This is a genomic window from Acinetobacter haemolyticus CIP 64.3 = MTCC 9819 (genome assembly GCF_000369065.1).
Classification (GTDB): domain Bacteria; phylum Pseudomonadota; class Gammaproteobacteria; order Pseudomonadales; family Moraxellaceae; genus Acinetobacter; species Acinetobacter haemolyticus.
The window spans coordinates 40,920-62,605 of record NZ_KB849804.1 but is presented as its reverse complement, the minus strand read 5'-3'; the positions used below and the strand labels follow the sequence as shown (position 1 = coordinate 62,605).

The following is a 21,686-nucleotide window of genomic DNA, read 5'->3' as shown; positions in this document are numbered from 1 at the left end:
GTATGTTGGGTAGATAAGCAAGAGTAATTTATGAACTCATATTGTCTAAGATACTTTCCTTTTTTTATCTCTAATCGGTTTTGTTGCACAAAGATTTGAAATGCAAAGCGCCCCTAATTGAGCCAAATTTAAGGCGTAACTTGGGTAAGTGGTCGACCTAATTCCGTAAACCTGTTGAGGACTGCTACACGTGCATGAATTTCATTCACCTGACTAGGAAAGCTTCTTGCCATTAATTTATCGCCTAATAATTTAATGCAATGCATCTTGGTTTCCACCAAACTTCGTCGATGATAGCCTGACCATTTTTTCCATAGTCTCCTGCCTAAACGTTTAACTGTTCGAAGTAATTCATTTCGTTCTAGCGAGCTGATCTTTGTATCTTTCCATGGTTTCGCATTTTTTCTAGGTGGAATCACCGCATGCGCTTGCCGATCTGCAATGACCTGACGGCATTGCTTGGTGTCATAAGCTCCATCGGTATAAACAGAGTCAATCTGCTCATCTTGTGGAATCTGATCGAGTAAATCACCAAGCACTTGTGAATCACTGACATTATTTGTAGTGAGTTGAATAGCGCGTATTTGAAGGGTTTCAGCATCTATACCAATATGTAGTTTACGCCATTGGCGACGATATTCAGGTCCATGTTTCTTGCGTTTCCATTCGCCCTCACCTAGAAACTTCATGCCTGTAGAGTCTATGAGTAGATGCAGCCCATCGCTACTTTTTTGGTAGCTGATTGCAATATCAATATGCTTTTGTCTTCTACAAAGCGTACTGTAATCTGGTGCGGTCCAATTTAATCCACAAAGTTTAATCAGACTTTGCACAAAGCCAGTGACCATACGTAAAGATAGACGGAATAAGGATTTAATCATTAAGCAGCATTGGATAGCTGCGTCGGAGTAGGTTTGATTTCGCCCTTGTTTGCCTTTTGATGGAGCATACCATTGCGTAGCAGGATCAAACCAAATGGCAATATTTCCGCGACTCATGAGTGCTCGGTTATATGCGGGCCAATTGGTTGTGCGGTAGATTTTGTGTGTAGGCTTCTTCATTTGAAAATTATATCGCTGAAAAAGCTTTTACAGATAGGTTTGTGCAACAAAGCCCCTCCTAATTATCTTTATTGCTTACTACAGGCTTACGTTGCATAAACCCCAAAAACAACAAAGCCCCGAAAATCGGGGCTAAGTCATTGATATTTGGCGGAAGCGGTGAGATTCGAACTCACGGAGGACTCACACCCTCGTCGGTTTTCAAGACCGGTGCATTAAACCGCTCTGCCACGCTTCCAATGGCGGCTATCATATAAATAAAAGTGCAAGTTGGCAAACCTTTTATTCAAATTTATAAACTGAATGCTCAAAATAAACTCAACAAGCTGAATTTTTATAGATTTTCTATTTTTCATAACGAATTGAGTTGATATACCAAACCTTTTTGCCCAACGGGGTATATACTTCAACCTCGTCATCAACTTGTTTAGTTAATAATGCACGTGCCATGGGTGATTCAATCGAAATATGTTGAGGATGATGATCATAAATCTCATCAATACCAACTATTCTCAAAATTTTTTGTTCACCCGCTTCATTTTCGATCTCGACCCAAGCCCCGAAGTAAACCTTTCCCTCTTGTTCAGGAACATAGTCTACAATTTTTAACTCTTCTAAACGTTTACCAAGATAGCGTACTCGTCGATCAATTTTCCTAAGCAATTGTTTGTTGTATTGATATTATAACCCCATTATAAACATACTATTTCTAATATTCTATATTGACAATTGATCAAATAATGATAATTTAAATTATAAAACACCTCATACTTTGTACTAAATAGTATATGGCTTACGTTAAGAAAATTTATGTAAATTACAAAGATTGTTCAACTCAAACTACCTTGGTCTTGCCTTGCCTCCTAACTGAGAAAGGAGTCATTATTTCTCATTTACGTTATTTGGCTTGGTTCAATTCAAAAAGCGAATCGTGGAAAGAAAGGTCTTGTTACGCACTCAAACTTTTACTGAAGTATATAAATTCTGTTCCACAAATTGAGAATGCAACAAAATTACTCAAAGCTTTCACTGAGGCTTTAATCACAGGCACAGTTGATCCAACTACCCGTACTGATGCTCTTGATCTTTATTGGCGACCACGTACAGTCAGAGATACCAATAATCTATTATTTCATATTACGCATTACACAGATTTTCTGATGTTGCAGGATGAACACTCAACAATTCGAGTAAATCCATTTCGTAAAGCAACAAGTTATGAAGAACGCTTAAATTGGTGTGCTTATTATCATAAACAGGCAAATGTCTTTTTAAATCATTTAACTAAAAAAGATTTATCACAACAGCAAGTTCGTTTAGTTGGCTCGTTCAATGAAGACCTGATTGATTTTGAATATGCAGTTCGTTTCCCTGAAGATCAAATTGAAAGGTTGATTTACTTAGGGTTCGAAAAAAATGGAAAATACGACTATAAATCGCAAGCGATTACGATGTTGATGAATTATGGTGGGCTTAGGAAAAGTGAAATTTTTCATATTTTCACCTCAGATATCACTTTAAATCCGAATAGACCCAAAGAAGCATTGGTTCGAGTCTATCATCCTGAGCTAGGCGCCTCTCCTGATCCCCAATTCAAAAACAGACGTGAATTTCTTTTATCCCAAACATCGTTCAAACCTAGAAATAACTACTTATTTACCGAACGTTTATATGCAGGGTGGAAAAGCCCATTACTTACTTCTAAACAAGGCTATTTTGAAGTGGTGTTTAATCCACCAGAAAAGGCTAAAGAGTTTTTGGTAATTTGGGCAAACTATTTAAAATTTCAAAGAGTAGAGCCTTTAAAAAGCAATCCTCACCCTTTTGCTTTCACCAATACACTAGGTGAGCCTGAAACCATTAAAAATTTTCAAAGACTGCATAAAAATGCGGTAGAGCGTATTGGACTCATTTGTAAGAAAGATCATGGAACAACTGAACACGGACATCGACACGCTTATGGTTTTCGAGCACGTCAGGCTGGCTTAAATCAAGTCGAAATTCAAAAAGCAATGCATCATAAAAGTCCAACATCGTGCCTTGTTTACATCAAGCCGACACTTGAAGAAGTGCAAGAAAAATTGAGAGAGATTCAATGATAAAACCTCAAGCAATTCGACAAATCGAAAATAAGAGATTTAATAAAGAATTTTCAACTTTTCCAGACTTGGATTCTTTAAAGCAATTTTGTAAAAATGCTGACATTACCAATTCTGTATCGTATAAACAAAATTATAGAAAGTATGGACTACCTGCTCATCCAGAAAGAATTTATGATGAGTGGATCAGCTATAAAGATTTTTTTGATATACCTGAATTTATTTCTTATACCGATTTAAAAGAACTCATTATAGACCAAAGTTTAAAAACTATGGCTGAATACAAAAGGTTCATAAATAAACAAAATGATGCATCTCTTCCTCTTGACCCTCAGGGTGTTTATGCCGATGAATGGGAAAATTGGTACAAATTTTTAGGTAAAATTGAACCATTTAAACCCGATTTTATTTCACCAGACTATGTCACTTGGGCAGTTAAGATTAAAGAGTTTATGACTAAAGCTCGTGGTGGTGGAACGAAAGAAACTCAGTTGTGTCGTTTCGTCCGTCTTTATATCGAACAATTTGATAAAAGCAAAACACCACACGCTTTTCTCATACAAGAAAAATTCGATATAAAGCCCTTTCGAGATTTACTTGAAAATATAGAATCTGAACCGATGAGGCGAAAACTTGTTGTCTATGTCAATGAATTCTTAGATTACATCATTGATAATGATTTAACGATTGAAGATGATGAAACAGGTGAGATTGTACGAGTCGATAATGCTCGAAATCCGTTTTCCCTTTTACTCAACCAACAGAATATATCATCTAGCTCAATCCGTTCTGAAACGACAAAACCATGCTTACAATATCATTTTGTCAAAAAAGCTCAAGAATGGATTATTCCATCAAGTGCAAAATGCTTCCAAGATTTAGAGCATCTTCATAAATTTGATGCCGATTGGGTAAAAGTCAACTTTGATCAATTAGACTTATATGACCCTGATTGTGTTTATCGTATCGTTGATAATCAAGCATATTTATGGTGTCCAATAGATTGGATTCATACTTATGCACTTACCAAAGTTCCCTTAAGAGGACGGCAAATCGCCTATAATGATTCTGGCGAAGCTGATGAATATATTGCTGATTTAGATCAACAAAACAAAATCATTTGGCTAAAAAATAATTCCCCACTTTCACGATTAACCAAAGAACAATCGTTCATCAAAAGAATGCCTGATGGTCAAACAGGTATGTTTACCACTACAAATAAAACAAATAACAATGGGCAAGGCTACACAATTCCGTGGATACCCGAAGACTTAGCATATTGGCTTATTAGGCTAAGGAAATGGCAACAAAAATATAATTCTATCTCATACCCCAGTGCTTGGATTAATTGCCAAAGAACAAATTTAAATGAGGTACAAAGAAAAGCCAAAGGATTGAATTGTTTTCTTTTTAGGCGCTTTAATGATTTTGAACCAGCAAATGTCGGAAATGCTTTAACCCCAAGATTAGCGGCTGCTCTTTATAATATACAGCCCTCAAATCTTTGCTTAGCTACACTTGAAGGAAATAGAGCAATTTTAGGTGCATATAAGTCTAAATATACACCTCATAGCATGCGTGTTAGCCTCATTACAGCCTATGTTCTTGAAATGGGTATGCCTATTGAAATCGTGATGAAGATCGTTGGCCATAGCTCCGTGATCATGTCGATTTATTATTGCAAAGTTTCCAATCATGATATTAGAACTCGATTAGAAGAAGGTGAAAAAATAGCCTTAAAATCTGAAGTTGAATCAATTCAAAGGACAATTGAGCAAAATAAAATTGAAAGTGTTAAAAACCAATTAATTGGTAATAATTTGGAGTTACTGCAAGCTTTATCTAATGAGGTTCCTGCAGGTAATTTTATTTTTAGAGATTACGGTATTTGCCCTTTTGCAGCTTCAAGATGTGAGGATGGTGGTGAGTTAATAAAAAGTAGTTCATTCTATACCCCTACACCCCAAGGTTATTTAGGAACTCAGAATTGTATCCGTTGTAGACATTTTATAACTGGGCCTGCCTTTATTGGTGGTTTATTGGCAATTACAAATGAGATCTTACTCCAATCCAATGATCAATCTGAAATATGTTCGAAACTACAAATTAAAATCAATCAGATTAATCAAGATATTGATAATATTGAAAAAGAAGAATATATAGCCAATTTGAAGAAAGAAAAATTTGAAGGCACAGCAAACAGATCCAAGCTTGAGACTGAACTTCGAAATTTCGAATCTGAATATGAAACAGCCGCTAAAAAATTGGATATGCTTTTATGCGATATCCAATCGGCTTATAGTCATATTACGAAATGCCACAAGCTCATCAACAACAATCCCCTTATAGAGAGCGATGAAAAACTTTCCTTAATTACAGCCCCTAATGCTGAATTGATATTAGAAATGGAAGAAGTGAGCCATTATCAACAATTACAAGAAGTCTGTGAAAATGCAGCCATTTATAAATCTTGTAATGCAGATCAAGCTATTTATCCAAGAACTCAGCTCATTGATAAAATGGCAATGTTTAATGAAATTATGCCCGCTTTATTCATGTTATCTAAAGAACAGCAACTTTCAGCAGGCAATCAAATTTTCAAGTTATTGATGAGTCGTCTCAAATCTTGGGATAAAGTGCAAAGTGTTATAGATGGAAAGCTTAAACTAATAGAACTTTCTGAAACTGAACAAATTTCAAAATCAGAGATTGAACTCATTCTACATAATTCACCAAATTTAATTGAGGTAAGTCGTGAATCCTGAAGAGTTATTACATAAGTTAAAACATGGATCATCACTTAAAATCCAACAGTCACTCGATGCAATCTATGAAGTATGTATGGAGCAACAGGAACGTGGAATTCAGGATTTTTCTGTAAGTACGATTGCTAATTTAGGATTTAACAGAGGTGTTCCTAAAGCGCAAAGCATCAGGAATAAGACAGGTGAGAAATATAGAGCATTGATTCAATGTTTTGCAGATGCTTCATCACAGAAACCTAAATTGTCTAAACCATCTCAAACAGACAATGCGTGGATTGAAGAAATTCAAAACCCCAAACATCAGTTGCTTGTCCGTATTATGGCATCTGAGTTAAAGGAAGCTCAACAAATGATCCGTGAAATCATTCCACCTAAACAAAGGATTGATATTTATGATCATAAGAATATGATACCCGATGAATCTTTTAAGCTTTCTGATCAAGAAGTACGGGCATTACAATATTTATTGTCTACAGATTTCCAAAAAAAATGGAATTTAAAGCCTACACATTATGGTGAGCTTGTAGATGAGTCAAATAAGCCTGTTTTTAAAGTGTCAACATTGGATGCCTTACGCAAGGCTTTGGAGTATTTGTCTTGAATCGTAAATTATTAACGGTTGAAGGTTATCAACGTTTACAAGATGAGTTAAATGATTTAGTTCGTAAAGAACGTCCTGAAATTACTAAAATTGTGTCTTGGGCAGCCAGTCTAGGCGATCGATCGGAAAACGCTGATTACATCTATAATAAAAGAAAGTTACGTGAAATTGATCGTAGAATTAGATACTTAACCAAGCTTTTTGAGGTGGCACATAAAGTTGAATATAGCCCTGAACAAGATGGAAAGGCTTATTTTGGTGCTTGGGTTGAATTAGAAAATGATGTAGGTGAAACCATCAAATTTCGTATAGTTGGTGATGAAGAAATTTATGGGCGTAAAGACTATATATCCCTTCAAGCTCCTATAGCAAAAGCTTGTTTAGGGAAGTCAGTAGATGATGAGATTCAAGTACATACGCCTACAGGAAAAAAAACTTGGTATATCTGCAATATTTCGTATATTAAGTAAATAATTTTTAATGAAATTCCTGATTTATCTACTCACACTAACCCTAGTTGACAAAAAACATATATAGCAATAAATATTGGTTGACATAATTTAATTATAGCAATAAATTTAAGTTACCCCAACATTTCACAATTTATCGCGGATTTATTTATGGAATTACGTCATCCTTCACTTTTTGAACCACAATTAACCGATGAAGTTATAAGTTTTTTCGCCAAGCATATGCTAGACATCTATCGAGATATTAATTATCTATTGAGTACTGATGATGACTCAAACTATGGACGTGGAACTAGTATCTTCGATAGATGATGTGTGCTTAAAAAACAGGAGGGTTTAACTTGGTAAACTATACATACTCATTAGGAGTTTACCATGAGCAAGAAACAGAAGACTTACACCGCAGAATTTAAAGCTGAAGCCATAAAAGCCATTGAAGAGAACCAAGGTAATGTATCGGAATCCGCTAGACAACTTGGCATTTCAATGCAAACCCTTTCGAACTGGAATAACAAAGCAAAGGCTGGAACTTTAGCAGGCACAAAACAGTATTCGCCCGATCTAAACGCCTTACTCGAAGAAAATAAGAAGCTTAAACAACAGCTCAAAACAGCTGAAATGGAACGTGAATTTTTAAAAAAGGCAGCAGCGTACTTTGCCAAAGAAAGTCAGTGAGGTACGCCTATATGAAATCGCAAAGCCACTTATTTCCGATTATTTTAATGGCTCGATTACTTCGTGTATCCGTTTCTCGCTTTTATGATTGGCTAAAGCGAGGCATGAGTAAAAGATCAATTCAGCGAAATCAGCAGACAATTTTGGTCAAAATAGCCCATGAAGAAACCAAACAAAGCTATGGCTATGTTCGATTAACCAAGCATTTACAAGCGCAAAGTATCAAAATAAGTATGTATGCTGTGCGCCAAATAAAAAAATCAAATCAGTTGTATTGTAAGCGCCATAAGCGTTTCAAAAGAACCACGGACAGTGATCACAACCGTTCTATTTATGACAATTTACTCAAGCAACAGTTTTCAATGACGAAGCCTAATCTTGCGTGGTCGAGTGACATTACCTACATTTGGACGGCTGAGGGCTGGTTGTACTTGGCAGCTGTCAAAGATCTTTACACGAAACAGGTTGTTGGCTATAGCTTAAATGAGCGCATGACAGCCAAGCTTGTTTGTGATGCATTGAATATGGCTATTCGCAATCAGAAACCTGCTAAAGATCTCATTGTACATTCAGACAGAGGCAGCCAATATTGCAGTAATGAATATCGAAACTTACTTGAGAAATTTGATTTTCAGGGTTCAATGAGCAAAAAAGGCGACTGCTTCGATAATGCACCGATAGAGAGTTTCTGGGGCATACTCAAAAATGAACTAGTCCATCATCGCAACTACAAAACAAGGGAAGAAGCCAAAGCGGATATTACAAAATATATAGAGTTATTTTATAATCAGCGAAGAATTCAAAAAGGCTTGGATTTTAAGACACCAAATCAAATGGCAGAAGACTTTTATCGGTTAGCTGCCTAGAATCTCCCAAGTGAAAGTCTCCTGCTAATTCAGCACACATCAAGAACTCGTAATCGCTTTTTAAATTTAATTGTTAGAAAACAATGTCCGGTAGATGTTCACTTAACTAATGGTTCATTAAAGTTTATTTTTCAAATAGGTAATGCCTCTATACGTTTTTTAAAAGATGATTTTGAAAAACCTAAAAAGAAAAAATTCCTCATGCAACAAATACAAAGTTTTAGCCTATTTCCTTTAGATGATCACCAACCACATTTTTGGCGATTCATTCTAAATGAACCTAAAACTCTTGATGATGAACCACTTGTTGTATTTGCTGGCTATAACTTAGCAAATGATGTTGTTGCATATTGGGATTCAAATAGTATTACTGATATCAACCATATTCATTTGGTTGAGCCAGAAACCCCCGCATCTGTCGAGTTAGGCTCCCCATTGGTCGAAGATCTTGATATCGAAGATAAAGATGATGAAGATTCCATAGCTGTAAATAACTAATTGTACGATGACTAAACATGACAACACAGTTTAATGGCTTGGAACTAAAACTTTTAAGGCAATTCAATGAATTATCACTAGAAGATTTAGGTATCCAGCTAAATTTAACACGTCAATATCTTCATAAAGTTGAAACTGGGCAAACTATACCCAATGATCAATTTATTGATAAAGTGGCGCACTTTTTTAATGTGCCACAGACTTTTTTTATGCAGCTAAAACCTGTTTTACAGGAAGATCAGATTCATTTTAGAAGTAATCGTACCGCTAAAGTTTCGTTTAAGCAGATTGTTATCGCAAGAGGTGAATACATAAAACGATTAATTGAATATTTGGATTCAAAACTCAGATTACCTAAATATGATATTCATACTTTATATGACGAACCAATTGATCAAAATCCAGCAATTGAATCTATAGCTGAGCAATGTCGTGAAAAATGGGGATTAGGTTTAGGCCCTATTAGTAGCATGGTGCGACTCTGTGAAACACATGGAATTATTGTGACCACTTTCTCTAGTATATCAAAAGAAGTGGATGCTTTATCCCTTGCCACAAAACGCCCGATTTTTGTACGCAATGAAGCAAAAGAAAGTGTATGTCGTCAACGTTTTGACTTAGCTCATGAACTTGGCCATCTTGTACTTCATGATGGACTTGTTACCGGTGATAGACTAACAGAGTCACAAGCTAACCATTTTGCATCTGCTTTATTAATTCCACAGGTGATGATGCGTACGCACTTCCACACTTGGCATAAAAATGGACGTTATAACTGGTCTAAATTAAGTGAATTTAAGCAAACTTGGAAAGTTAGTAAAGCTGCAATTTTGTATCGTGCTAGACAATTAGGTTTATTAACTCCCGAACAATATACTAGTGGTGTTATCTACTTGAAAAAAACAGGTGAAGGTCTTACTGAAAAAGAAGATCATTTAATTCCAAGTGAAAAACCTGAATTACTAAAAGTTTGTTTCTCTGCACTCTCCAAAAAGAGAATTTTTGCTGAAGATGTTGCAAACTCTTTGAATATAAATGTCGATTTTTTAGAAAACTTAGTTGGCATGAGTATTCCTAGAAAACCTAGTACATTAAAAATCGTTGAAGAAAGCACCTAAAGGTGCTTTCTTCAACTTTGGAAAAATAGAAACTATGACTAATTTATCTTTTACTTCCTACCCGATCAGAAATAAATACGAATATTATTTACCTGAATTACAACTTTTTAGTTCATATAACGTTGGTGGAATAGCTTTAAAAGATTTAAACATTTATACAGAACCATCTTACCATGATTGTCATTCTGATGATCATAGATTCAATACATTTCATTGTAATAGCATCACAAACCATGATGAAGCTTGGGCAATTGGATTAGAACTTATAAGTCTTTTGAGAGGGCTGGTAACGATTTTTTTTGGTGAAAATGAACAGAGATTTGTTCGGTTGGAAAAAATGAAAATAGAAGGACAGCCTCTTGAATATCCAACATATCAAATGAATCACAATATTAAAATTTTGTTAGGTTTCTACCAAAGATTAGGAAGTAATCTAAATAGTAATTTAACTTTTACAGAGAGAAGAGATTATAAAGAAAGTGCTAAGGCTAATGTATTTGCTAGTTCCTTTTACATAGCACAAACACATATTGGAGTTTATTTGATTTTGAAATATTTTTCCGAACCATTAACGTGGATGAGTCTATATAAAATAATGGAAACATTTATGACTATTGAAGCTCATCATGATACAGGTTGGAAAATACCTTATAGCAAAGCTGACAAAACTAGATTTACCAATCCAGCTAATGATTTCAGCATGGTAGGAATTGATGCTCGTCACGGATTTAAAAAAGATTCGTTAATGCCAAATACTGGACCTAAAATGGAAATTAATGAAGCAAAAGAGATGTTTATTAATTGTGCTAAATCATATTTAAATTTTAAGCTCGACGAATTAAGAAAAGCACCTTAAGGTGCTTTTCTAATAACCAATAAATTAATTGGTTAAAGCTTGATTTATCTGCTCTTCCAAACTACGTCCAACTTCATCCTGATTTTTAGCCATTAAGAAGAGTCGTTTTCCATGACTATCTTTAGCCCATTGCTTACCAATAGCATTCTTGATTCGAGCATCATCAGCTGTATCTAAATGTCCGCCCTTATACTCCAAAACAAAAATTGAACCATCGACTAGCTCTGCAATAAAATCAGGATAAAAGTAATCTTTCTCAGTTGGTAACCAGAATGAAGTATGTGGTTGCTTAGGAATATTACGTATCCAATATTTTACTTTAGGATGCATGTCCAAGAGCTGAGCACATTTAAACTCTTCAGAAATCTTTCCTGATTCTGTCTTTTCTTTTAAATCATCAATCTGAGCATAGAAATGCTTTTTAAACTTATAGCTACCACGATAAGGCTTTCTGACTGGGTAGATTCCACGCTTAAACTCAAAACTATTTTCTAGTTTTGATTCTTCTGCTACCTTCAACTCCGCAAACAAATCACTTTGGAATGCTTGTTTACGAGCAAATTCAAAGAGTCGATCAAGCTCACGAGAAACAGCTAGTGACAATTGGAATTGAGCACGATGTAGTTGCGTCAGTGTAAATCTACGCTCATTCAACAAGTGACTAATCAGCTTGGTTAAATACGCTCTGAGCTGGATTTGCGTTAATCCTGCTCTTCTTGTTTTTCGATCTAACCAATTCAACAAATCATTTTCGGTGATTGGTGTTGGCATATCGTTAAATTGGATCTGTTGGCTATTGAGTAATTCATAACTCAACTGCTCTTTTTCAAGATTTAGATCAATCGCAAAGCTATTCACAGTTTCACGTATGTTAAAACCTTCCAATTGAACTGGATAATCTAATAGATTCCATTCAACCGAATCTTCTATTGTTTCTTTGTCTGCAACTTGCCATTCACCATCAACGAATAAACCTAGCTGCGGAATAAGCACAAATGTTGCATTCCAATTTTCAGGTGCTTGATGTGCTTGTCGCTCAGCACGAGCTTCTTTGAATACTTCTTGTATTTGAGTCTTTTGTTTTGGTGTTGCTTTTTCAATTACAGCTTGTTCAATTTGATCAAACTCTTCGTCAGTCGTCCCTTTATGAATAATCAAGGACGTACCTTGGCTATTTTCTCTCGTTTGAATCGCTGGTTGCAAATTAGTTGGAATAAGTTCAGGTGTAACCACAAATGGAATAGAGACCATGACTTCAGGAGTCTTTGGTTGAGTAGTCGCTTGACATGTAGTACCTAGATCTAACTCAGGTTGTGGATTTGCCACAATCGAGGCTTCAGCTTCCCACTTATCGAAGCCCATATTCTGCACCATACGGTCTTTAAGAAGCATAGTGGCTTGAGCGATTGAACTTGATACAACGTGTGCATATGCTTTATTGAGTTCGTCATTCTTACGTAGTTTCGCATAAGGCATACGTAATACACGTCCTAACAACTGCTCTACATCAGTTGCAGAGTTGATATTTTGCAAACTCGCAAGTACATAGGCAAATGAGCAATCCCAACCTTCTTTCAGTGCTTCGACTGTAATCACTATTTTGACTTTACTTTGAGGACTAAAGAGATTTTCATCTTCAAGCTCTTTGGTTTGTCCTGTAGAGATCGCAATCCAGTCTTCAGTTATATTTTCATATTCGCTTAACAAATGCTGTTTAACAGCTTCTACATTCGCTTCACCATTTTTATCTTGGGCTTGAATCAATAATATTGGGCGAATATATTCTTTTTCACTTTGTGCAAGCACTTCTAAGTTTTGTCGTTGAATCAGCGCATCACTAATACAATCTTGCCAACTATTTGGATGTTCAGTCAGTACGACTGGCAGCTTAATCATGTGATCAACTTTTAACTGTGCAGCAGAAACCGAGTAAAGAACATTATTGTCTTTTGGTGTTGCTGTCAGCTCTACCAAGCAACTTGGGTTGAGACGCTTCAAGGTTGGAAAGAATGTTTTTCCACCACGGTTTTTATGCGCTTCATCCACAACAATAATTGGTCTATGCAAGTTAAAGAAATTGACCAACGAATGCTTCACTCGACCAATATCTTTTTCAGTTAGGAATGGTTGATACTGCAAAGTATCAGCCGTTACTTTATCCATACTTTCGGCTTGGTGTGGAGTCAATTGAGTAAAGTGTTCACTCAAGGATTCATCAAAAGCATAGGCATTGCGCTGATAGGTCTTTTCTTTATCAATATTAAAGATCTGAATAGTGGTCACAATGACAATACATGACCGTCCAACATCATGCTTGTTGAGCGATTGAAGCCCTTCAATGTCACATATTTTGATGCGATCGCCATAATAGCTTTGTAAGGCTTGTCTATAGGGGTGATTTACATTAGCAAGTGCAGCAAGAGTTTGCTGTCGAATCATATCTGTTGGTACAAGCCACAATACAATAGGGCTCTCAGTATTCACATAACTCTGTGCCACTTTAGGAATACTATGTGCTGCAAGCAGTGTTTTACCACCGCCTGTAGGTACACGCAGGCATACACTTGGTATTCCCTCTAATCGGTCGTTATAAGCAATATTTACGCCTACACAGCGTTTAAATGCCTTCTCTGCCCCTAATGATGCTGCCAAAGTAAAGAATTGCTCTAATGCTTTTAAAGAATCTATTTGATACTGTTTTAATTTAAGTGACATACGCAATCCTTACTGAGTTTGGTTGCCATAAAGCGAGTATGGAATTTGTTTAAACTCAATGTCTAGAGCTTCAAGTCGGGCATCCCCAAGTCGTGATGCTTCGCCTATAACGACTCGTTTACCTTCATGTGCATGACATTCATTTAAGTAATTTAAAACAGATAGGGTTAATACATTACCGCCATTCGGACGTCTATCACCTAAAATGCCGTTATAGAGAAGATAGTAAGCAACCCCATCATGTGTGCCTAAATATGGATTATCAAAGCTCTCCGTTTGATTTAGAGCTGTTTTTGTTTCAAGCCACCAAACATAGCTTGCAAGGTCTTTAAATTTCACATCGGCATTTAAAAATCCTTGATCATCAAATACGGGACTACCTAAGCTAAAGAAGCTAAAACCGCCACCACCTTTCCAATTTACAGATTTAGAAATACCTCCTTCTTCACCGCCAATAACATTTCTAAGACGTGGGATTACATGTGTATTTGCTTGTGATCCCATTTCAATACCTATATATCGGCGCCCCATTTTGTGAGCAACAGCAGTAGTTGTTCCTGAGCCCAAAAAGCTATCTAAAACTAGATCATTTTGCTGTGTACAGAGCTCTAAGACTCGCTGTATCAACGCTTCTGGTTTTTTGCCATTCGGAAATCTTACCCCTCCCTCTTTTGTTAAATTATTAAGAGGAAAACCGTCCCAATACGTTCCAAGTTTAGATAGTTTGACTAATCTATTACCTTTTTTATAGGCTATATCACTTAACCATGCTATTTGGTCGTAAGCGTCCGCTGAATCCCATACCTATTTTTTAATTCGATTTAGGTTTCCAGCAGTGCGGCAGCAATTCTTCAATTTGGGTCACTTTGTGTGTCGGTAACCTTTTCAGCACATCACTTAAATAGGCATACGGATCCAAGCCATTCAGCTTTGCTGACTGGATTAAAGTCATGATGTTTGCCGCTCGCTGACCACTGCGCAGCGAACCTGCAAACAGCCAGTTCTTGCGTCCCAACGCCCAGGGACGCATCTGATTCTCTACCCAATTGTTGCATATCGGTAGATTGCCATCATCCAGATAGCGGCTTAAGGCTGGCCAACGCTTCAGAGTGTAATTGATAGCCTTGGCGGTGGGAGAACTCGATGGCACTGTCAGATGATGTTGGTTGAGCCATTCATATAGTTGTTGCATCACTGGTTGACTATGCTGTTGTCGGTATTCGCGGCGGTCTTCCGCTGTACCATCGGTCTTTTTCCTGAGTTCTGCTTCTATCGCATACAGTTTCTGAATCAGCACTAAGGCCTGTTCAGCAACCTGACTTTTCCCAGTTACATGCAGTTCATGGAATTTACGACGTGCATGGGCCATGCACCCCACCTCAATCACCTGGCCTGATTTAAAACGTGCTTTATAACCACTGTAATCATCACAGACTAGATAGCCCTGCCAGCCTTTCAAGAACTCTTCAGCATGCTGGCCTGAACGACTATCCTGAAAGTCATAGATCACCGCCTGAACTGGATTATACTGTGTGGTGGCATAGGCCCAGACATAACCTTTCTTCGGTTTTTTATTATTCTCACCCATCCGCATGATGGTGACCGGTGTTTCATCTGCATGCAGCACCCGCTGTTGCAGCACCACCTCTTTTAAGGCATTGGCCAGAGGTTCCAGTTCTACACCGCAGCGACCTATCCAGTCAGATAAAGTGGATCTGGACAGATCAATGCCAGCCCGCTGATAGATCAGGCGCTGACGGTACAGCGGCAAATGATCGGCATACTTCGATACCAGCACATGGCTGAGCAATTCAGGTGAAGCAATGCCTTTATCAATCACATAGGCGGGCATCGCTTGCTGAGTTAGAGTGTCACACTGATCACAGACCCATTTACCACGCACATGCTGTTCCTTATAGAACTGTGCCGGTCTGAAATGCAGTTTTTCACTGACATCTTCGCCGATACGACGGAGTTGGCAGCCACAAGCACATTGGGTTGATGCAGGTTCATGCTCAATACGGATGGTGTGTAGATGATCTGGCAGTGGTCGACGTTTAGGTTTATTGGTTTTGGCTTTCTGTGTCGCTGCATTGGTTTTATCTGCATTTAGCCGTTCCAGTTCTAGATCAACCGCGGCAATATCTTCTTCAACCGCTTCATCCCACAGATGGATTTGTTTTGCCGTTAAGTGTTCATTCTTTTGGGCGAATTTGTGCTTTTTAAACAGCGCCAGTTCATGCTCGTATTTTTGATTGAGAATAGAAAGATGTTGAACTTTGGCATCCAATTGTTGGTTTGATTGTGCTAGAGACTGATGCTGCAGCGCCAACTGCCTGGTGAATTCCAGCAGTTGTTCATGGGTCAGTTGGCTTAAGTCAGGCAGCGTATTCATGACCGCAGTATGCCTGAGGTCATGAGAAGAATGAAATAGAACGTTTGGAGAATAGCAGAATGGTCGAGCCTGGTTTAAAGCATCGTCACCACCTGCTGTCGTCCAATGCGCTGCCAGGGCAAACCTTGGATCAGTGCCTGTAACTGTTCCGGGCTGAGGGCCACGGTTTCACCTTGGTGAACTTGAGCCCAGTGAAATTTGCCCTGTTCCAGCCGCCGGGCACACAGCCAGATGCCCAATCCATCATGTACCAGCACTTTCATGCGATGGCCACGTTTATTACAGAACAGGTAAGCACAATGCGGTTTGATGTAGCCAAAGGCTCTCACCACCTGAGCCATGGTCGTATCCATACCTGCACGCATGTCCATGGGCTGAGTAGACAACCAGATTTCATCAATGCGGATCATGTTGCAAGTGCCTTGAGTAATTCTGCCAAGGCAGGTATTTCTGATGTCTGCCATTTTAGCTGAATATCATTATTCGTATGAGGCACGGTGATACACAACGTGATCCTCTCATCAATAGGTTGGCTGATTGCAGCAGTGTAAGGCAAAGCAATAAATGCTGGATTCACATGAGTAGGATCCTGCACGGCACCCTCATGATGGCTGAAGATCCTGATCCAACGACTGACAAGGTTGGCATTAATACTATGTTGCAGTGCGACCGAAGCGATCGAGGTATTAGGATTTTTGCAGGCATTGACAATACTGAGTTTGAATTCTTTGCTGTATTTTCGGCGTTTTTTAGCAACAGGAGGTGTTGCTGAATATATATCCATGTTCATGGATTAAGTCCCCACTTGTTTTTAGGTGGGAACTAAATTAAGGCTTATAGGATCGCTTGGTAAGGCTGTGTTAGCCGGATGCTTACATTTGGTCACAATTTCTACCTTTGTAATAAACAGTCGTCATATTCCCTTTAGATCTACCAGATTTAGGTACATACTCAATACTAACTAGATCTTGTTCTACTTCTAAAGACTCCATAACCCTTGTTCTAATTGAACTCTGCGCATTTGTATCTCGAAAAACTTTCTCAAAATACTTAATGTATACTTGCTGTTCAGAAATACCTTCTCTTACAGCTATTACACTAATAGGAGTAAAGATTGCATTAACGTGTTGAAAAACTTTTATTTCATCTCCTTTACCATCATATATAGTCTTATAGAATGATTTTTCACCTGTACTTTCCAGAACCCTGGTGTATTTCCAACTTTTTCCTGATTCCTTCATTTCTTCGATAAAATCGAATAAATTTTCCTCTTCCAGGATTTCATTAAACTTACTAAAAAAGTTTTTATCTTTTGAGTATATTAGTAAATACTCGATATTTTTCTTAAGTCGCTTATCTTCTCCACCACCTGAAGCTCCAGCAGTTTGTTTCATTTTCAAACTAACTTCATTAATAAAATTATTTCTTCCAAAAATTTCATCACATAAAACTTTCATGTAATGCACTTGGTGATCACTTAAAATAACGCAAAAAATGCCTTTGTTTTCTAATAATTCTCTTAGCAAAACTATGCGTGGATACATCATTGACAACCACTGAGCATGCTCTAGATTATCGTCGTAATGTTCAAAAGCCTGTTCTGTATTGTAAGGTGGATCAATAAAGATACATTTTACTTGTCCACCATATAATGGCAATAATGCCTTCAGAGCTTGAAGGTTATCACCTTGAATGATGAGATTCTCTTTCGCTTGCTCTTCATCACCATAGGCTTGTTCGAATTTTAGTAAATGGTACGGAACACTTGTTGCTGTTTCTTCAGCTTGGTTTCGGTTCACCCAATCTAATAGTGGCATAACAATACTGAATATAAGATAAAAATTGACTTTATTTTATCAAAAACTAGCCTTTAAATGTTGATTAGATTTTTTACTGCTAAAAATTAAAAATCAGGTTTTATCGTTACTTTATCACTATTTAACCACTTATGTATTAACTCATCACCACTAAAAGTAGTCCAAGAGAGTCCATCATTTATTATACTTTTACAAACAAAGTACTCTAAGCAAGTATAACTCCAATTAAATCCAATATTTCGTGTATGAGATGGAACTTTATTATTTAACTGATGTGTGCTGAATTAGCAGGAGACTTTCACTTGGGAGATTCTAGGCAGCTAACCGATAAAAGTCTTCTGCCATTTGATTTGGTGTCTTAAAATCCAAGCCTTTTTGAATTCTTCGCTGATTATAAAATAACTCTATATATTTTGTAATATCCGCTTTGGCTTCTTCCCTTGTTTTGTAGTTGCGATGATGGACTAGTTCATTTTTGAGTATGCCCCAGAAACTCTCTATCGGTGCATTATCGAAGCAGTCGCCTTTTTTGCTCATTGAACCCTGAAAATCAAATTTCTCAAGTAAGTTTCGATATTCATTACTGCAATATTGGCTGCCTCTGTCTGAATGTACAATGAGATCTTTAGCAGGTTTCTGATTGCGAATAGCCATATTCAATGCATCACAAACAAGCTTGGCTGTCATGCGCTCATTTAAGCTATAGCCAACAACCTGTTTCGTGTAAAGATCTTTGACAGCTGCCAAGTACAACCAGCCCTCAGCCGTCCAAATGTAGGTAATGTCACTCGACCACGCAAGATTAGGCTTCGTCATTGAAAACTGTTGCTTGAGTAAATTGTCATAAATAGAACGGTTGTGATCACTGTCCGTGGTTCTTTTGAAACGCTTATGGCGCTTACAATACAACTGATTTGATTTTTTTATTTGGCGCACAGCATACATACTTATTTTGATACTTTGCGCTTGTAAATGCTTGGTTAATCGAACATAGCCATAGCTTTGTTTGGTTTCTTCATGGGCTATTTTGACCAAAATTGTCTGCTGATTTCGCTGAATTGATCTTTTACTCATGCCTCGCTTTAGCCAATCATAAAAGCGAGAAACGGATACACGAAGTAATCGAGCCATTAAAATAATCGGAAATAAGTGGCTTTGCGATTTCATATAGGCGTACCTCACTGACTTTCTTTGGCAAAGTACGCTGCTGCCTTTTTTAAAAATTCACGTTCCATTTCAGCTGTTTTGAGCTGTTGTTTAAGCTTCTTATTTTCTTCGAGTAAGGCGTTTAGATCGGGCGAATACTGTTTTGTGCCTGCTAAAGTTCCAGCCTTTGCTTTGTTATTCCAGTTCGAAAGGGTTTGCATTGAAATGCCAAGTTGTCTAGCGGATTCCGATACATTACCTTGGTTCTCTTCAATGGCTTTTATGGCTTCAGCTTTAAATTCTGCGGTGTAAGTCTTCTGTTTCTTGCTCATGGTAAACTCCTAATGAGTATGTATAGTTTACCAAGTTAAACCCTCCTGTTTTTTAAGCACACATCATAACTTACAATGTTCTAAGTAAGATGTGATCCTCGCGATAAACATCTTATTCACAGAATAATATGGCAGAGTAAAACTTGAAGTGCGACATAAACCACCTAATTAATTTAAAGGGTTTATGGAGTATATAAAATTGTCATACCATCATCTTAACTTTGAAGATCGTACTGCATTAATGCTTGAGTCAAGAAAAGAAGGCTTTTCAGCCAGAAAATTTGCTGAACTCATTAAAAGACATCCTAGTACGATCTATCGTGAGCTTAAAAGAAATAGCATCAATGACGTTTATCAAGCTCAATATGCTTCTGATAACACCTTCGCTAGACGTAGACGTGGTCACAGAAAACTCAAAATCGTTTCAATCCTCTGGAAATTTATTGTTGAAGCGATCCGTTGTTTATGGTCTCCTCAGCAAATAGCAAAGCGTTTAAAGACATTTCCTGATTTGGATCAAACAATGAATGTAAGCCATACAACGATTTATTCAACGATACGAGCATTACCCAAGGGTGAGTTGAAAAAAGACTTATTATCCTGTCTACGTCATGAAAATAAAAAGCGAAAAGCTAACGGTGAACCTAAAAAAGATTCTATATTACAGGATATTAAAACTATTCATGAGCGCCCAGCCGAAGTTCAAGAAAGAAAAATACCGGGTCATTGGGAAGCTGATTTAATTAAAGGTAAAGACAATAAAAGTTCGATAGCAACACTTATTGAACGAAATACACGGCTCTGTATCTTGGCAACATTACCTGATGCAAAGGCAGAATCAGTGCGCAAGGCTTTAACTGAAGCTCTGAAATATTTACCTGCAGAACTGCGTAAAACGTTGACCTATGACCGTGGACGCGAGATGGCAGAACATAAAATACTTGAAGAAGATTTAGGCATAGATGTATATTTCTGTGACCCACATTCACCCTGGCAAAAAGGCACATGCGAAAATATGAATGGTTTAATTAGGCAATATTTACCTAAAGGGATTGATTTAAATCAGGCAGATCAGCATTATTTAAATCAAGTTGCCATGTCACTGAATACTCGTCCTAGAAAAGCGTTAGATTGGCTTACACCATTAGAGAAATTTGCTCAGCTTGTTGATTATCATAAGGCTTTTGAAACTGTCGCACCTCATGTTTGAATTCGCCTATCTATCTTTTCTTTCTCCATGCTCTAAGCTATACAAATTTGAAGCAACTTTATCCGCATGATAACTTAACATACTATTTACAACTAAGAGATTATACTTTTCAACTAACTCAATAATTACGTGATCCAATTCAATAGATTTTTCAATTGGGATGGGTTTATATTTTTGTATATTTAAAATTAACTCATATGCATCAATTTTCTTTTGCTCGATAACAAACTCTCTAATTTCTTTAACATCTAAATAATCCAGTTCATAATAGTCTAATTCTATACTTAATTCTTCCAACATTTGGTTAAAACTTCCACTAATTAGATCTAAATTTAAAAAGGTGTTCCCATCAAAAAAAATATACTTGTATTTTTTATATCTACTGGCTAGTTCAGCACGTATTAAATGTGAGTTTTTATAAAAAAATTTATTTGTATCATTAAATACCCCTATAATTTCATCTGTTTTTTTACTATTAAAAATGACTCTTTTTTTATACAATGACTTAATTAAGAAGTTCTTATTAGCTCTTTCAGTAATAAACATATCTTTCCAAATTTCTTTATCCAATTTACCATACTGATTTACTTGGCATTTAAGAGCAATTAGATACAAATAAATTTTTTCTAAATAAGTTAAATTAAATGAATTTTTCATAAATAAAAATGAATAGTCATCTTTTATAACTGATTCAATTTTTTCTATAATTACTTCAGCTTGGTTATTTATATCTTTACTTAAACAATTTTGGCAACTTAATTCATTTTGAAAAAGCTTTTTTAACTCCATACGTGATCTAGCCTTAATTTTTTGATTACAACTAAGACAATTTGAATTTTCAATAGTAGATGTAACAAAACTAAATTTAGCAATGATAGCTTCTAAGTTAGAAATATTATTGAATCCATGTTTTTTTACAAGATTTTTTAATGAATATTCAAAATCATGTGTTTCCCGACTTAATGCCCAATAATCCTTTATAAGTAAATCATAAGTTTTTGATTCATCATCTATAACGTGTATTAAGATATTTTGTTTAGTCATTGTGGAAAATTTTATCAA

The 21,686-nt window shown here is 36.7% G+C and carries 17 protein-coding genes, 1 tRNA gene and 2 pseudogenes; 9 read left to right on the top strand and 11 right to left on the bottom strand.

Annotated elements, in window-relative coordinates; translation table 11 throughout:
• Positions 1-128: 128 nt before the first annotated feature.
• The 3 genes and pseudogenes from F927_RS10270 to F927_RS10260 all read right to left on the bottom strand — a co-directional run.
• Positions 129-1,061, bottom strand: a complete 933-nt coding sequence (locus F927_RS10270) for an IS5-like element IS17 family transposase (protein WP_020846310.1) — start codon at positions 1,059-1,061, stop codon at positions 129-131.
• Positions 1,062-1,209: 148 nt separating this feature from the next.
• Positions 1,210-1,299, bottom strand: a tRNA-Ser gene (locus F927_RS10265).
• A gap of 107 nt (positions 1,300-1,406) precedes the next feature.
• Positions 1,407-1,742 (bottom strand): annotated as a pseudogene (locus F927_RS10260) (GreA/GreB family elongation factor); the annotation flags it as partial.
• A gap of 107 nt (positions 1,743-1,849) precedes the next feature.
• On the opposite strand from F927_RS10260, the gene gmtY reads away from it, so the two are divergent.
• The 8 genes from gmtY (at position 1,850) to F927_RS10215 (ending at position 11,009) form a co-directional block, all read left to right on the top strand.
• Positions 1,850-3,160 carry a gamma-mobile-trio recombinase GmtY gene (gene gmtY / locus F927_RS10255; RefSeq protein WP_005084424.1) on the top strand — a complete coding sequence of 437 codons (1,311 nt, stop codon included), beginning with the start codon at positions 1,850-1,852 and terminating at the stop codon, positions 3,158-3,160.
• The gene (gmtZ, locus tag F927_RS10250) at positions 3,157-5,925 is read left to right on the top strand and encodes a gamma-mobile-trio integrase GmtZ (RefSeq protein ID WP_005084421.1); all 2,769 of its coding nucleotides are present in this window, start codon (positions 3,157-3,159) and stop codon (positions 5,923-5,925) included. Before gmtY ends, gmtZ begins: the two co-directional genes overlap by 4 nt.
• Entirely contained in the window at positions 5,915-6,526 is a 612-nt protein-coding gene (gene gmtX / locus F927_RS10245) for a gamma-mobile-trio protein GmtX (protein WP_005084418.1), read from the top strand. Before gmtZ ends, gmtX begins: the two co-directional genes overlap by 11 nt.
• Positions 6,523-6,996, top strand: a complete 474-nt coding sequence (gene greB, locus F927_RS10240; RefSeq protein ID WP_005084416.1) for a transcription elongation factor GreB — start codon at positions 6,523-6,525, stop codon at positions 6,994-6,996. Before gmtX ends, greB begins: the two co-directional genes overlap by 4 nt.
• 375 nt (positions 6,997-7,371) lie before the next feature.
• A protein-coding gene (locus tag F927_RS10230) for an IS3 family transposase (RefSeq protein ID WP_100223926.1) occupies positions 7,372-8,537 on the top strand; the annotation gives its coding sequence in 2 pieces (ribosomal slippage) (positions 7,372-7,630 and positions 7,630-8,537; 1,167 coding nt in all).
• A gap of 201 nt (positions 8,538-8,738) precedes the next feature.
• On the top strand, positions 8,739-9,035 hold the full coding sequence (locus tag F927_RS10225) for a hypothetical protein (RefSeq protein ID WP_005084411.1): 297 nt from the start codon (positions 8,739-8,741) through the stop codon (positions 9,033-9,035).
• Positions 9,036-9,052: 17 nt separating this feature from the next.
• Positions 9,053-10,153, top strand: a complete 1,101-nt coding sequence (locus tag F927_RS10220) for an XRE family transcriptional regulator (protein WP_005084408.1) — start codon at positions 9,053-9,055, stop codon at positions 10,151-10,153.
• A 34-nt stretch (positions 10,154-10,187) separates the two neighbouring features.
• The gene (locus F927_RS10215) at positions 10,188-11,009 is read left to right on the top strand and encodes a hypothetical protein (RefSeq protein ID WP_005084406.1); all 822 of its coding nucleotides are present in this window, start codon (positions 10,188-10,190) and stop codon (positions 11,007-11,009) included.
• A gap of 24 nt (positions 11,010-11,033) precedes the next feature.
• Here the strand turns inward: F927_RS10215 and F927_RS10210 are convergent, their stop codons facing one another.
• The 7 genes and pseudogenes from F927_RS10210 to F927_RS10175 form a co-directional block, all read right to left on the bottom strand.
• The gene (locus F927_RS10210; RefSeq protein WP_005084403.1) at positions 11,034-13,724 is read right to left on the bottom strand and encodes a DEAD/DEAH box helicase; all 2,691 of its coding nucleotides are present in this window, start codon (positions 13,722-13,724) and stop codon (positions 11,034-11,036) included.
• A 9-nt stretch (positions 13,725-13,733) separates the two neighbouring features.
• Positions 13,734-14,504, bottom strand: a pseudogene (locus F927_RS10205) (DNA methyltransferase); the annotation flags it as partial.
• 31 nt (positions 14,505-14,535) lie between these two features.
• On the bottom strand, positions 14,536-16,119 hold the full coding sequence (locus F927_RS10195; protein WP_005080957.1) for an IS66-like element ISAba25 family transposase: 1,584 nt from the start codon (positions 16,117-16,119) through the stop codon (positions 14,536-14,538).
• 74 nt (positions 16,120-16,193) lie between these two features.
• A complete protein-coding gene (tnpB, locus tag F927_RS10190; RefSeq protein ID WP_000618091.1) occupies positions 16,194-16,529 on the bottom strand; it encodes an IS66 family insertion sequence element accessory protein TnpB in 336 nt (111 codons plus the stop codon).
• Positions 16,526-16,909 (bottom strand): transposase, encoded by a 384-nt coding sequence (locus tag F927_RS10185; RefSeq protein ID WP_001055585.1) that lies wholly within the window; start codon positions 16,907-16,909, stop codon positions 16,526-16,528. The genes tnpB and F927_RS10185 overlap by 4 nt, the downstream gene beginning before the upstream one ends.
• Before the next feature lie 82 nt (positions 16,910-16,991).
• The gene (locus F927_RS10180; RefSeq protein ID WP_005084399.1) at positions 16,992-17,936 is read right to left on the bottom strand and encodes a DNA methyltransferase; all 945 of its coding nucleotides are present in this window, start codon (positions 17,934-17,936) and stop codon (positions 16,992-16,994) included.
• A 312-nt stretch (positions 17,937-18,248) separates the two neighbouring features.
• Positions 18,249-19,414, bottom strand: a protein-coding gene (locus F927_RS10175; protein ID WP_100223926.1) for an IS3 family transposase whose coding sequence is annotated in 2 segments (ribosomal slippage) — positions 18,249-19,156 and positions 19,156-19,414 — 1,167 coding nt in all. Because the reading frame shifts where the segments join, the coding sequence is not laid out codon by codon here.
• Between the two features lie 184 nt (positions 19,415-19,598).
• Between F927_RS10175 and F927_RS10165 the strand changes: the two genes are divergently transcribed.
• Complete coding sequence (locus F927_RS10165; RefSeq protein ID WP_080631714.1) at positions 19,599-20,624, top strand: IS30-like element ISAba125 family transposase; 1,026 nt, start codon at positions 19,599-19,601, stop codon at positions 20,622-20,624.
• A gap of 6 nt (positions 20,625-20,630) precedes the next feature.
• Here the strand turns inward: F927_RS10165 and F927_RS10160 are convergent, their stop codons facing one another.
• The gene (locus F927_RS10160; RefSeq protein ID WP_005084396.1) at positions 20,631-21,668 is read right to left on the bottom strand and encodes a hypothetical protein; all 1,038 of its coding nucleotides are present in this window, start codon (positions 21,666-21,668) and stop codon (positions 20,631-20,633) included.
• Positions 21,669-21,686 lie beyond the last annotated feature (18 nt).